This is a genomic window from Ancylomarina salipaludis (assembly GCF_004122035.1).
Classification (GTDB): Bacteria; Bacteroidota; Bacteroidia; order Bacteroidales; family Marinifilaceae; genus Ancylomarina; species Ancylomarina salipaludis.
In genome coordinates, this window is record NZ_SAXA01000002.1 from 174694 (window position 1) to 188418 (window position 13725).

The 13725-nt window shown below is 37.4% G+C and carries 10 protein-coding genes; 2 read left to right on the forward strand and 8 right to left on the reverse strand.

The genetic code is table 11. The features are described 5' to 3' along the window. Nucleotides 1–39: 39 nt before the first annotated feature. The 8 genes from nosZ to EO244_RS03025 all read right to left on the reverse strand — a co-directional run bounded on the left by nosZ (nt 40) and on the right by EO244_RS03025 (nt 11393). Complete coding sequence (nosZ, locus tag EO244_RS02990) at nt 40–2010, reverse strand: Sec-dependent nitrous-oxide reductase (protein ID WP_129252793.1); 1971 nt, start codon at nt 2008–2010, stop codon at nt 40–42. Nucleotides 2011–2041: 31 nt separating this feature from the next. Then, nucleotides 2042–3019: a c-type cytochrome gene (locus tag EO244_RS16990; protein WP_206734471.1), complete on the reverse strand. Its 978-nt coding sequence runs from the start codon at nt 3017–3019 to the stop codon at nt 2042–2044. A 23-nt stretch (nt 3020–3042) separates the two neighbouring features. Beyond that, on the reverse strand, nt 3043–4206 hold the full coding sequence (locus tag EO244_RS03000; protein WP_129252795.1) for a quinol:cytochrome C oxidoreductase: 1164 nt from the start codon (nt 4204–4206) through the stop codon (nt 3043–3045). A 21-nt stretch (nt 4207–4227) separates the two neighbouring features. Further along, entirely contained in the window at nt 4228–4746 is a 519-nt protein-coding gene (locus EO244_RS03005) for a DUF3341 domain-containing protein (RefSeq protein ID WP_129252797.1), read from the reverse strand. After that, a complete protein-coding gene (gene nrfD, locus EO244_RS03010; protein WP_129252799.1) occupies nt 4743–6113 on the reverse strand; it encodes an NrfD/PsrC family molybdoenzyme membrane anchor subunit in 1371 nt (456 codons plus the stop codon). The genes EO244_RS03005 and nrfD overlap by 4 nt, the downstream gene beginning before the upstream one ends. Nucleotides 6114–6132: 19 nt before the next feature. Then, on the reverse strand, nt 6133–9081 hold the full coding sequence (locus EO244_RS03015; RefSeq protein WP_129252800.1) for a Fe-S-cluster-containing hydrogenase: 2949 nt from the start codon (nt 9079–9081) through the stop codon (nt 6133–6135). Nucleotides 9082–9130: 49 nt separating this feature from the next. Next, on the reverse strand, nt 9131–10264 hold the full coding sequence (locus tag EO244_RS03020; RefSeq protein ID WP_129252802.1) for a cytochrome c3 family protein: 1134 nt from the start codon (nt 10262–10264) through the stop codon (nt 9131–9133). 391 nt (nt 10265–10655) lie between these two features. Beyond that, nucleotides 10656–11393, reverse strand: coding sequence for a CDP-alcohol phosphatidyltransferase family protein (locus EO244_RS03025; protein ID WP_129252804.1), 738 nt, complete (start codon nt 11391–11393; stop codon nt 10656–10658). A 149-nt stretch (nt 11394–11542) separates the two neighbouring features. On the opposite strand from EO244_RS03025, the gene EO244_RS03030 reads away from it, so the two are divergent. Further along, nucleotides 11543–12607 carry a putative type IX sorting system protein PorV2 gene (locus EO244_RS03030; protein WP_129252806.1) on the forward strand — a complete coding sequence of 355 codons (1065 nt, stop codon included), beginning with the start codon at nt 11543–11545 and terminating at the stop codon, nt 12605–12607. A gap of 157 nt (nt 12608–12764) precedes the next feature. Beyond that, entirely contained in the window at nt 12765–13721 is a 957-nt protein-coding gene (locus EO244_RS03035) for a Ppx/GppA phosphatase family protein (protein ID WP_129252808.1), read from the forward strand. Nucleotides 13722–13725 lie beyond the last annotated feature (4 nt).

Here is a 13725-nt window from a genome sequence, read left to right on the forward strand (position 1 = left end):
CCGGAAAGAATAATAGCTTATCCTTTCCGGAATTGTATTTTACTCATCAAATTCTCCAACACTCCACTTTAACTCCACTTTAGAATTTTTAGGAGAAACGCGAATGTAACCTTGCATTTCCTGATGAAGAGCTGAACAGAAATCGGTGCAATAGAATGGATAGACTCCGGGATTTTGAGGTTCCCAAACCAATGTTTCCGTCTGACCTGGCATCACTAATATCTCTGAAGTTCTAGCTCCCATTACTGCAAAACCATGGGGTACATCCCAATCTTGTTCCAGATTAGTCAGGTGGAAATAAACTTTATCTCCGACTTTAACTCCCTCTATATTATCAGGAGCAAAGTGTGAACGAATAGAACTCATATAGACGCGAACCACATTACCTTTACGTACGACTTTCGCTTCATCTTCAGAAGTAATTTTATGAGGATGCTTATTCTCGTCAAGTTTGTAATATTTCACGGAATTTTTCATGATAATATCTGCTGGAATAGCCTGAGCATAGTGAGGCTCACCAATTGTAGGGAAATCCAGTAAGAGCTTCATTTTATCGCCAGTAATATCGAATAACTGTGCTGACTGTGTTAATTCAGGACCAGTAGGGAGAAAACGATCTTTCGTAATCTTATTTAATGAAACCAAGTATTTTCCGAAAGGTGCTTTTGAATCCCCACCAGGAATCATTAAGTGTCCAACTGAGTAATAACTTGGAACGCGATCGAGTACTTCCCAAGTACCAATTTTCCATTTTATAACCTCTGAAGAGATAAAGAAAGTGGTATAGGCATTTCCTTTGCCATCGAATTCGGTATGAAGTGGTCCTAAACCTGTACTTTTAACAGAACCTGCTACTACACTTTCAAAATTAATTACAGGAATCCCATCGACTTCATCATCAAAATCATCATTCTCTATGGCTTTTAACATTTTTGAGAATGAATGAACGGTAAGATCCGATGACAGTTTACCATTACCTACAATATATTCACCGCTAGGATCAACATCAACACCATGTGGTGATTTTGGAGTCGGTAAATAATAGATTAAACCAGGACATTCTTGCGGAATAAGAACTTTAACTTCCTTAAGCATTTCAGATTTTGCCATATGGCTATGCTCATCGTAAGTGTTGTGTGCATAGTTAGCAGGCATTGTTTTAGCTTTTCCTGCTGCAATATATTCTTCGGCCTTTTTCCAGTTAACAGCAGCAATATAATCTTTGTCACGTTGTGATGCTCCAATTTCGAGTAATGTATTACTCTCTTCGGTATTGTACGTGGTGAAGAAGGTCCATCCATGAGATTTTCCTTTACCAGAATGTGCTAAATCATAATCGTAACCAGGAACCAAGATCTGGAAAGCAACACTCATCTCTCCATCATCAGCAATTTTAATATAAGATAAAGAACCTTTGAAATTTTCTTTATATGATTTTATACTCACATCCTTCTGTGGAATAGGTACACTAAATCGAGTTCCAGCGACTAAATATTCCGAGTTTTCCGTAATAAAAGGAGAACTGTGATTCCCACCACTATTAGGGATTTCAAGAATTTCTGCAGTTTCAAAAGTCGTTAAATCTATACGTGCAACTCGTGGTGTATTATTACCATTAATGAATAACCAACGACCATCAGGCACGCCATTAGTTTGAGATAATTCAGGATGATGAGAATCATCCCAAGGAATAAAACCCAAAGAGGTATTCAACATCGGTTTGGTTTCTTCATTAAAACCATAGGCTTTTTCAGCGTCTACTGAAAAAACAGGAATCACCTTGAATAATCGCCCTGAAGGCAAACCATACACACTTACCTGGCCACTAAATCCACCTGACATAAAGGCGTAAAACTCATCGTATTCTCCAGGCGATACATATACTTGGGAGGCCACATCCTGATCTCCAAATGCTCCTTTCGATTGTTGTTTTGAGTTATCACCACAGGCAGAAACGATAAAACCCATGATAAATAGATACGCTAACCACTTAAATTTTGACTTTTCCATTTCAATTAATTTATAGGTTATTAAATTGGGATTATTTTAATGTTCTGAAATATTCAAGAACTTTTCTGGCTTCTTCTTCACTTAAATTTTGGTCGGCCATTGGGGATATATATCGCCCCAATAATTCCTTGGCAATTGGATCTTTAGCAACCATTTCCTTAGGATTAAGAATCATATTCATAACCCATTCCGGCGTTCGTCTTTCAAGAATACCTATAGGAGCGGGACCAATGTATCGTTTTGTAGGCTTGTGACAACTCGAACACATTTGCTTATAAATCTTTTGTCCTTCTTCAGCCATCTTGTTATTAATAGTTTCTAAGCTTAAGCTTTTAACAGGGCCAACTCCTTTTTGATTTGGATATAGCTTTGACAATCGAGCTTCAAAGTCAGCTATGCTTTCTTTAGGACTGTCGTCAATAACTGATATGGTACGTTCTCCTAGTTTTTTTCCTTGAAGTTTAACTTTGATATATTCAATAATCTTCCAACGGTCTTCAGGAGTTATTTGTGATCCATGAGCACCCATAATACCATAGCCAAGTGTAATTACATGGAAGAATTCTCCTCTTGGCGCATTCATCATTTTATCTGATATCAGGCTGGCAGGTTGGTAAGTAAAACGGTCACTTGTAAATAAATAGCCCATACCATTCCCTTTTAGTCCATGACAGTTGTAGCAGAAGACTTTATAAAGCTCTTTACCTTCTTTGACGTCTTTCAATTTCATCTTTTGGGGATTGAAAAATATTTGGCCTGCGAGTGCTCTGTCTTCTAATGTTTTTTCAAAATCAAAGGGTATAATCCCTCTTGGAATTGTTCCATTAACAGGTAGACGTGCTGATGTACTATCCGCGAAATTTGGGTTTTCTGAGTAGCTTTCATAGGCACGAGATTTTACCATATCCGGGAAATAGGAATGACCAGGATGATTTCTATCCCTATCACAAGCTGAGAGAAAGATTATAGTTAAAAATAATAGACTTATAAATGAAGTAAGTTTAAGCATAATATGGACTTTTTATAAGACGTTTATGTTTCGTAATGGAAGCTTTCTTCAAGGAAAGGATCATTTTTGCATAATAATGGTTTTTTCGAAAGAGCATTTAATACTACAAATAGGAAGCCTCCAAGGTATAAGCAGGCCGAACCTATTTCAATTAGACCTATTTTAGCTGTCTCACCCATTATACCCGGGCTTAACATGAGGTAAATGTTTAGCCATTGACCGATTAGAACAACAGCAGCAACCATAGCTAACCATTTGATATTTCGTTTTGAATTCCTGGTCATCAAAGCCAGGAATGGAAAGAGAAAGTTTAAAATGAGTATGGTAAAAAAGAGAATCGGAAATCCGTGTAATCTTTGTGCAAAATAGATTGTCTCTTCAGGAATATGGCTGTACCAAATCAGCATGTACTGGAAAAACCAGAGGTACATCCAAAAGATGCTAAAGCCAAAAAGATATTTACCCAAATCATGAAGGTGTTCTTTATTAACAAAATTGAGATAGCCTTGAGCCTTGAGTAAGGCTATAATCAGAATAAAAGCAGCTACGCCTGATACAAAAAGCCCAATAAAGACAAACCATCCAAACAGAGTACTAAACCAGTGCGGATCCACAGACATAATCCAATCCCAACTCATTGTTGAACTCGTTACGGCAAAGAATGCCATAAATAAGGCAGCTAAAATCCGACCTTGTTTGTGGAATTTATAGTCATTTGATAAATCTTGCGAAGCTGAGTTTTTACGCAGTAAATAGCTGAGTCCTATCCATCCTGTGAAATAAACAGCCATGCGGATAAAGAAAAATGGCAGATTCAGGTAGGCTGATTTTCCTTCTATGATTGGATCATGTAGATCATGATGTGACCAGTGATACAAATCGTGCATGCCAAAAATTAGCAAGAACATAAGTGCCGCTGAATAGGGCAGGAAAGTGCTTAGAGCTTCAGGTATTCGCTTTAGACTTACATGCCACCCAGAATGTGCAATTTTATGGAGAGCGATAAATAAGACTCCAAAAAGAGAAAGAAACAGGAAGTATAGGTTGTTAAGTAAAACATTCATCCAAACTTGTTTGCTTTCTGGATTCTCAAAAAGAAAACTAAGCGCAATCAGGAGAATACCAATAACAGATATGGATAAAAATACTTGTTTTGTTTTTTTTGATAAGATATAATTCGTGTCCATCAGCTTATGATTTTGAATTAACTATTTATGCTCTTTGAGTTGAATTTCATGAGCCTCTTCTTGCTCTAAGATGGCCTTTACATTATTAAAATACTCATCATTTTCATTTGCCTCAATGATGATGACGAAACGATCATCAGTTATTCTTTCATCGTGAATTTTATTCTTGGCACCCAAACCTAATTTTGATCTGAAAAGAAAAGCAAATACCATCGCAAAGGCAGCAAATAGCACAGTAACTTCAAAGGTGATGGGTATAAAAGCAGGAATAGAAAAATGTGGTTTACCTCCAATAAATAGGGGGTAGTCAACCACAAAAGCCCAGGTTTGAAAACCGAAAGCAAAAAGTGTTCCTATAGCTCCTGCAATAAAACCAACGGTTGGTAGTTTGGATTCTTTTAAACCCAAAACTTTATCTATACCATGTACTGGAAAAGGTGTTAAAACATCAAGTATCAATATTTTCTTTTCCATCAATATTTTGATTGCCCTCAAAAGATCTTCTTCATCTGTGAAATAGGCTGAAATATAGCTTCTCATAGCGTTTCGTTTTTAGTTTCTTTTTCACCTGAGCTTTTCACAACAGTTTTAATCTCTGCAATGGCAATCACAGGAAATACCCGAATGAATAATAGAAAACATGAGAAAAATAAACCGAGTGTACCTATGAAGATTCCAACTTCAACAATTGTTGGCGAATACATCGACCAACTTGACGGTAGGTAGTCGCGATGTAATGATGTAACGATGATAACGAAACGCTCGAACCACATACCAATGTTGATAAAGATTGACAGTATAAAGGTAAAAACGAGATTTCGTCTCAGTTTTCTGAACCAGAGGAGTTGTGGTGAAATCACATTACAAGTCATCATGATGGCGTAAGCCCACCAATATGGTCCTGTAGCTCGATTAAGAAAGGCGTATTGCTCATATTCCACACCAGAGTACCATGAGATAAAGAGTTCGGTCATATATGCAATTCCCACGATTGATCCTGTGGCAATGATAATTTTATTCATTGACTCAATATGTGCAAGTGTGATGTAGTTTTCCAAATTGAGAACCTTACGTGTTACAACCAAAAGAGTCAGTACCATGGCAAAACCGGAAAAGATGGCACCAGCTACAAAGTAAGGGGGAAATATGGTGGTGTGCCAGCCCGGAATAATCGAGGTGGCAAAGTCAGCACTTACAATACTATGAACTGAAAGAACGAGAGGTGCGGCGATACCGGCCAGTATGAGACTTAGTTTTTCGTGTCGTTGCCAGTGTTTTACCGATCCTGTCCATCCAAAGCTGAGTAAACCATAAACGTATTTTTTTATTTTTGAACTCACCCTGTCGCGCATGGTTCCGATATCAGGAATCAGTCCCATATACCAGAATAAGAGTGAGACCAATAAATAGGTTGATATAGCAAAAACATCCCATAAAAGGGGAGAGTTAAAGTTGACCCACAAGCCGCGTGTGTTGGGATAAGGGAATACAAAAAATGCCAATAGAGGACGTCCCATATGAATTAATGGAAAGAGACCTGCACACAAGATGGCAAATATGGTCATGGCTTCAGCTGAACGGTTAATACTTGTTCTCCATTTTTGACGGAAGAGTAAAAGAATAGCAGATATAAAAGTTCCGGCATGTCCGATCCCGACCCACCAAACAAAATTGGTGATTCCCCAACCCCAACCAATGGTTCGATTGAGTCCCCAGGATCCTATACCTTCCCATACAGTATAACCCATCATGGCAAGCCCAAAAAACATGGCTGATAAACTTATGGTTAGACCCATATACCAAGCTTTTCCAGGTTTGCCCTCAATAGGAGCAGCAATATCCTGGGTGATTTGGCTATAAGTTTTGTTTCCCTTTATTAGAGGTTCTCGAATTGGAGATACGTACATAACTCAGTATTATAGTGGTTTAACTCTTTTTATTTCTGATTTTCGTTAGATAACTAACTGAAGGAAGCGTATGAATTTCTTCCAATAGATGGTAGTTCCTATCGCTGGAAGCAAGTTTAAATAAGTCACTCCCCTTGTCGTTTAAGTCACCGAAAAGAATGGCTCCGGAAGGGCAGGTTTGTTGGCAAGCCGTTTTGATATCACCATCTTTAACTTTTCGTCCTTCAAGCTTCGCATTAAGTTTGCCTTCCTGAATTCTCTGAACACACATCGAGCACTTTTCAATCACACCTTTGGCCCTGATTGTAACATCAGGATTAAGGACCATTCGACTTAAATCTAAAGTCATGCCAGTTGGATCATGAAGGTTATTTGGAATTGAATCAGCTTGGGTATAATCAAACCAATTAAAACGTCTGACTTTATAGGGACAATTGTTTCCGCAGTAACGTGTTCCAATACATCTGTTGTAAATCATTTGATTCAATCCTTCACTGCTATGATTTGTAGCAGCTACAGGGCAAACATTTTCACATGGTGCGTTATCACAATGCTGACACATAACAGGTTGAAAGACAACTCCAGGCTCGTTTTCATCACCCGAGAAATAACGGTCAATCCGGATCCATGACATTTCGTGAGCGCGAATAACTTCTTTCTTTCCTACAATTGGGACATTGTTTTCAGCCTGACAAGCAATTGTGCAAGCACCACATCCAACACAAGCATTTAAGTCAATAGCTAATCCCCAATGATGATTCGGGAATTCGGGTTCTTTATAAATCCCTGCATTCTTATACTCGTGTTTATGATCGTTTCCTGCTTTTGGGTTTTTCTGATATTCATCCAGATTGGCTTCACGAACGATTGCTCGACCTTCCATAGAATGGTGAGTTTGAGTCATCGCAAAATCGAAATGTCCTTCAATTTTTTCAAGTGTGACAGACGAATGTTGATTCGTATTTAGATGACTAGCTTTAAAGCCAACATCTTTACCAACCTTACCACAAATAGTTCTTCCATACCCCATCGCGATAGAGACTGTGTTATAAGCTTGACCAGGCAGAATATAGACTGGTAATTCAAGATCACCATTGAGTTTAATCATATTTCCGGTTTCAAGACCAAGTTCTTTGGCTTGCTTAGGTGAAATATTGAGGTAATTATCCCAGCAAATTTTACTTATAGGATCTGGCATTTCTTGCAACCATGGATTATTAGCCATACTGCCATCCCCAATGGTTACCTTTTCGTATATCTGGAGTTCAATCCTATTCGTTTTCTTTTTTTGAGTAATGGCCTCAAGGATTTTAATGATATCAAGCTCAGCAAACTTTAGTTTGTTACCTGATACAGTCTTCGTTTGAAAGATGCCTTCTTGTAAGGTATGCTCCCAATAGGATTTAAAATTTGTGTAAAGGGTTTGACTTGGGAAAAGTGTTTCTTCCCAATGTTTCATGATAAATTTATGATAATCGACATCTTGACCTGACCATTTTAAAAGAGATGCCTGAAACTGGCGGGTATCGAATAGTGGATGGATAGCAGGTTGCATTAAACTGTACGAATCCTTTTTGATCTCTGCATCATTCCAACTTTCCAGATAATGATTATCAGGAGCTATGTATTTCATCAACGATGAAGTTTCGTTTGGCGTCTCATGAATTGATAAACTGAATGAAAGAGATTCAATCGCTTTCTTAATTTTTTCTCCTTTAGGATGAGAATACACAGGATTTGTATGATAGCATATTAGACCTTTTACTTGTCCAGATGCTAAATTGTCTATAAGTTGATCCATATCTTCATCAATGGCTTGATGATTTAAAAGAGGATTTTCCAGATTAATACTAGAATTGAAATTCTCTAATTCATAATTGATGGCATTAATCAGAATCTGTGCATTCAACTCCTGGCTTCCTGAAACAACTACGGAGTGTGATTTTTGTTCAAGTAAATCTTTTGCCAGCTCTTTAATTATTTTTGTTGCCTCTGGAACATCATGTTTTTGTTGCCCTTTTAATATCACAATCTCATTATAAAGCTGAGCAATCAGAAGGTTTAATTCCGAAGGTTTTATCGCGTGCCTTTCATCAGCATTGCTACCCGTTAAACTCATTCTCGATTCGAATTGAATATGTCGAGACATTTTATTTAGAGAACCCGAAAGTTTGCGGGTATCCGTATATGTTTTGATATACTCACTAGGATTGAGCCATGTTCCTAAGAAATCAGCATCGAAACTAACAATCAAATTTGCTTTATTGAATCGATAATCAGGTAATCCATCTTTGCCAAAACACAATTTTTGAGCTTGTAGGATTGCACTTGCCGATTGCGTATCGTATTGAATCCATTTAATGTTTGGATAAGCATCAGTAAAATACTTAATAGCTTTGCGGGTAGAAGGGCTGAAAATAGTCGGTGTTAATAAAGCGATTTTATTTTCCTTTTGAGAATCCAATGCTTTTAAGATTGAGTCATCAAACTTGTCCCATGAAACCTTCTCTTTTTCTATTTGAGGAGATTGATAACGGCTATTGTCGTATAAGCTCAATACAGAGGCTTGAACTCGAGCAGAGCAAGCTCCATTACTGATTGGAGACAAGTTATTCCCTTCAATCTTAATAGGTCTTCCTTCTCTTGTTTTAATGAGAATACTGGCATAATCACTGGCATTCATATAAGTAGAAGCATAATAGTTGGCTATGCCTGGTGTTATTTCTTCTGGTTTATTCAGATATGGAATCGCTTTTTGAACGGTATTTTCACAGCTTGATAAAACGGTTGTAATAGCTAAACTGTAACCACAAAGCTTTAAGAAATCTCGACGATTACTCTTTGCTTCTGCCGTACCATCTTCAAAAATATCGAGAACTTGCTCCAAATTACCTTTGGGGGTATGCTTTGTTATTTTAGCTTCAGAACTTTCGTTTTTTTCGTGCTGGCTTTTCCAGTATTTTTTCATATTGGGTATTTTTTCAGTTAGCTCCTCAGATTAGTAAGTAGTGCTTTGCTTAGTAATGACAACGGGCACATTCTCGTCCACCAATATCTTTAACTCGGACACTATCAATTTGTTCTTTTACAATTTTAAGATGGAGTTTTTTGAACGTGTTGGAGTAATAGTTGTTGGTGTTGAAATCAACAGCTGTTTTATCATGACAATCCAAACACCAACCCATTGATAAATCTTCAACCTGTTTAACGATGTGCATTTTTTCAACTTCCCCATGGCATTCCTGACACTCGCGCTTGCCAACATTCACATGTTGTGCATGGCTAAAGAAGACATGGTCAGGAAGTTTATGAACACGAATCCATTCAATAGGTTTATTGTTCTCGATAGCAGCATGAATTTTATTGATTTCAAACTTGCCTGAGTTTCGACCTTCTCTAACTATGGAATGACAGTTGAGACAAACATTTGCAGAGGGGATAACCGCTGATTTACTATTGTCGACACCTGTATGGCAATATCTACAATCTATTTTATTATCAGTAGCATGTACTTTGTGTGAAAATTTTATGGGTTGATCGGGAGCGTAATTTTCATTTCGCCCAAGAGCCATGGCATCCTCACTAAGCATTTTTATTTGATAGCCTAATGCCAAAAAGAAAATTAGAATAGTGATGAACTTATATTTTATCTTTTTAGTGAAGAAAAGATCTATTAGTGCAAGTGTGATAAGTAAACCAAGAAATAGAAATAGGATGAGATTGTTGACAACTGGCTTTTGTTCTTGAGTACCATATTCCTTTAGTTTGACTAGGTAGTTTTTAATATGCTTAAGTTCTTCGTCATTGTATGCGTATCCAGCATGAACTTTAGACATGACTTTTGCAATAGGAGCATTTAGAATGGAGTTAAAGTCAGATATTTCTTTACTCGAAAAACTATGGGCAATATCCCATGCTGAAGGGTTCCAGTTAAGCGTATCCGAAAAACTGATATTATGGCAGCTAACACAAGCTTTTAGTTTAGTTTTTGTAAGAACTAAACCTTTAAATAGACGTTCTCCCCGCTTAGATGATTCGAGGAAATTGTGATCAGATTTATCGTGATTTTGTGTGTTTTGGTTCTCGGAGAAAGATGGGGAAGTTGTCAGTAGAAAAAAGACAATAGAAAAGAATAGGCAAAGTTTACTCATGGTAGAATGATTTACAAATGCTTTATATAAGTATGATGTCTATATTCTCAATAAGAAACCAGATTTTATTTAGAAAATCCGGAATAATTTAATCCTTAGATAATTGTACTCGTCATACAAGTTAAAAATTTTACTTAATTAATCACAGTGCATCTTTCAATATTTTTTAATATAGAATATCAATATTGATGAGGAAGACAGTTGTTTGCTTTAAATATGGCTTAGAATAAGGAAAAGTCAGAGGTTTTTGCTTAATGAAATAGGGGGATAATCTTTCATAATTAGTTTGGATTATCTTTTTATGAGCTTATAATTTTGATAGGAGAGTAAAATAAAAAGCCCTCATTCGCTGGAATGAGGGCTTCGAAATATTTTTTTAGTATGGTTTTGTTTACTTCCTTAAATTATCAATCAATGAGAAAAAGATATAAACAAAGAGAATGAGTGGTATAACCAACCATTTTAATAGAATGGCAAGAATGACTAAGCTGATGAGAAACAGATAGCGGATTTGATTTTCCTGCCATTTCAGACTTTTGACTTTTAGAGCGAACATGGGAATTTCAGCAACCAACAGGTAAGATGTGATCAGAACGGCTGAAATAATAACCCATGGGTTGGAAAGCCAACTTTCAATCATAGGATAATCACCATAGTGCAGAATAATGGGTAATGAGGCCCAGAACATGGCATTTGCCGGAGTTGGAACACCAATAAACGAACTGGTTTGGCGTGTATCAACATTAAACTTTGCTAACCGAAGTCCTGAAAAGATTGAAATAAGATAAGCTGATAAGAGAATTGCAATTTGCGAATAACTTAAGCTTTCAGGAGTAAAAGCTGCTCCACTATCTCCCAGAACGGCTAAACGCAGGTAAGAAAAGGCGATGCTTGCAGGAGCAAAACCAAAACTTAACATATCAGCCAGTGAATCCAATTCTTTTCCCATTGGAGAATAAGCTCCCAGCAATCTGGCAAACAGACCATCCATAAAATCAAAAACAGCTGCTATAATAATGAAAAGGGCAGCCGGAAAGAGATAACCTTCTATGGCTAATAAGCTGGCAACACATCCTGATAAAATATTTAGACAGGTAATGGTATTGGGAATATGTTTTGTAATTGACATTTTAAGTGGGTTTTGATCAATAGCTATTGCTCAGTACAATGAGCATTGCAAAATTAATCTAAAAATCGGAATGCAATGAAAAGTTTAGGGGAGAATGTCGTCGAATTAAAAAAGCATTGTATTTTTACCTCTCGTTCAAAGACAATAGCATGTTGAAACACCTACTTTTAATAGTCTCTCTTTTTTCAGGTTTGACCTTGTTGGCTCAAACCACGGCACCTAAATACAGCAATGAATTTCTGTCTGTAGGAATTGGGGGCCGTGCTTTTGCGATGGGGAATGTTGCAGTTGCTTCGCAGGAAGGTGTGGAAGCGGCTTATTGGAATCCTGCGAATTTGGTAGAATTGAATCGGAAATATGATGTTTCGGTTATGCATGCTGAATATTTTGCAGGGATGGCAGCATACGATTATGCCGGTTTGGGAATTAAGCTGGATGAAAAAAGTGCTTTGGCCTTTAGTGTCATTCGTTTTGGTGTTGATGATATTCCCAATACGCTCGAACTGATTGACAAAGATGGAAATGTTCGTTACGATTTGGTGACAACTTTTTCTGCCGCTGATTATGCCTTTCTTTTTTCATATGCCAAGAAAACTAAGGTTGAAGGTCTGTCGCTCGGCGGAAATGTGAAGGTGATTTATCGGCACACGGGTGATTTTGCCTCAGCTTATGGTTTTGGAATTGATGCAGCTTTAAAGTATAAAAAAGGGAAATGGCAAATGGGGGTTTTACTTCGTGATGCCAGTTCGACTTTTAATGCGTGGGTGTTTAATACGGATAATCTCGAAGAAGTTTATAATACCACAGGAAATGAAATACCCGAGAATTCAACTGAGATAACCTTGCCTCGATTGATATTGGGAGTGAGTCGTGATTTTACATTAACAGATAAGCTTTCTGTTTTGGCAGAGTTGGATGCCGATTTAACCTTTGATGGGAAACGGCATGTTTTAGTTGAAGGGGATCCTGTGAGTATTGATCCGCATTTGGGTCTGGAGTTTCAGTATGAATCTCTTATTTACTTACGCTTGGGAGTTGGAAACATCCAACGCGAAACGGATTTTAAACAAAAAGAGTCAATCGTGTTTCAGCCTAATTTGGGCGTGGGGATTCATTATAAAGGCTTTCGTTTGGATTATGCGCTGACTGATATTGGTGATCAGTCTATCGCCAAATATTCAAATGTCTTTTCACTGTCTTATGCCTTTAATTAATCCCGATGATTGGTTGAGATGATATAGCCAACAGAGGTTGAGAATCATTTGATTCATTTTTCCTTTCTTCTTGAGTTTTTTTAACTTGTTATGCACTGAATTTTCACTACTTTCGATACCTGTAAGAGCAATTTTTTAATCGAAAACTCATTCTCATATGCGTATCTCAATTATCGATTTGGGTACCAATACATTTAATTTGCTTGTGGCTGAAATTACAGTTGATAAGCAGATTAATATACTCCACAGATCTAAATATCCGGCTAAAATTGGCGAAGGAGGCATCAATCAGAATTATATTACTAATGAGGCTAAACAACGGGCACAGATTGCCCTCGCTGAGATGAAACAGATTATAAACGACTATCAAACGGTTAAAACCTTTGGGTTTGCAACTTCAGCGATTCGAACAGCCAAAAACGGCAAAGAATTTGTTAAACAAATTCGTCGCGATTTTGATATCGATGTAAGGATTATTTCGGGGAACAGAGAGGCAGAGTTAATTTACTACGGAACTCGTGAGGCAGTTGGTTTGGATGAGGAGATTGTAGCGATTCTGGATATTGGAGGAGGCAGTAATGAGATTATTATTGCCAATTCTGAGAAAATATTCTGGAAGAAGTCTTATCCCATAGGGATGACGCGTTTGCTGGAACAATTTCAACCTTCTGATCCTATAAGAATGGACGAATTGGGTGAGATTGAAGCTTTCCTGAGGGAACAACTTCGTGATTTAATCGAAGCTTTTCAAACCTATTCTGTTAAAACCTTAATCGGGTCATCGGGTTCTTTTTCAACCCTACGTCAGGTTTTGCTTGCTGAGGAAAGAGAAACCATAGAGACAGGCAAAACACATTATCATATTAAGCTTGAAGATTTTAATAGTCTGCATCAACGCTTTCTGGATTCGACTCTTGAAGAACGCATGCAGATGCAAGGCATGGATATGGCACGGGTTCATTTGATGGTTATTGCTAGTATATTTATCAATTTCCTGGTTAAGGAAAGTGGTGTATCCATTTTGTTTCAATCGGCCTATGCATTGAAGGAAGGGGCTTTATTTGATTACATTAAGGGGATAAAACAACCGGAAAAATCAGTATCTTCCGACTAGAATT

Excerpts from the sequence above, each read along its gene's own strand:
- EO244_RS03020 (WP_129252802.1), bottom strand. The coding sequence starts at position 10,264 with ATGAGTAAACTTTGCCTATTCTTTTCTATTGTCTTTTTTCTACTGACA.
- EO244_RS03005 (WP_129252797.1), bottom strand. The coding sequence starts at position 4,746 with ATGAGAAGCTATATTTCAGCCTATTTCACAGATGAAGAAGATCTTTTG.
- EO244_RS16990 (WP_206734471.1), bottom strand. The coding sequence starts at position 3,019 with ATGCTTAAACTTACTTCATTTATAAGTCTATTATTTTTAACTATAATC.
- EO244_RS03015 (WP_129252800.1), bottom strand. The coding sequence starts at position 9,081 with ATGAAAAAATACTGGAAAAGCCAGCACGAAAAAAACGAAAGTTCTGAA.
- nrfD (WP_129252799.1), bottom strand. The coding sequence starts at position 6,113 with ATGTACGTATCTCCAATTCGAGAACCTCTAATAAAGGGAAACAAAACT.
- EO244_RS03000 (WP_129252795.1), bottom strand. The coding sequence starts at position 4,206 with ATGGACACGAATTATATCTTATCAAAAAAAACAAAACAAGTATTTTTA.
- EO244_RS03030 (WP_129252806.1), top strand. The coding sequence starts at position 11,543 with ATGTTGAAACACCTACTTTTAATAGTCTCTCTTTTTTCAGGTTTGACC.
- EO244_RS03025 (WP_129252804.1), bottom strand. The coding sequence starts at position 11,393 with ATGTCAATTACAAAACATATTCCCAATACCATTACCTGTCTAAATATT.
- nosZ (WP_129252793.1), bottom strand. The coding sequence starts at position 2,010 with ATGGAAAAGTCAAAATTTAAGTGGTTAGCGTATCTATTTATCATGGGT.
- EO244_RS03035 (WP_129252808.1), top strand. The coding sequence starts at position 12,765 with ATGCGTATCTCAATTATCGATTTGGGTACCAATACATTTAATTTGCTT.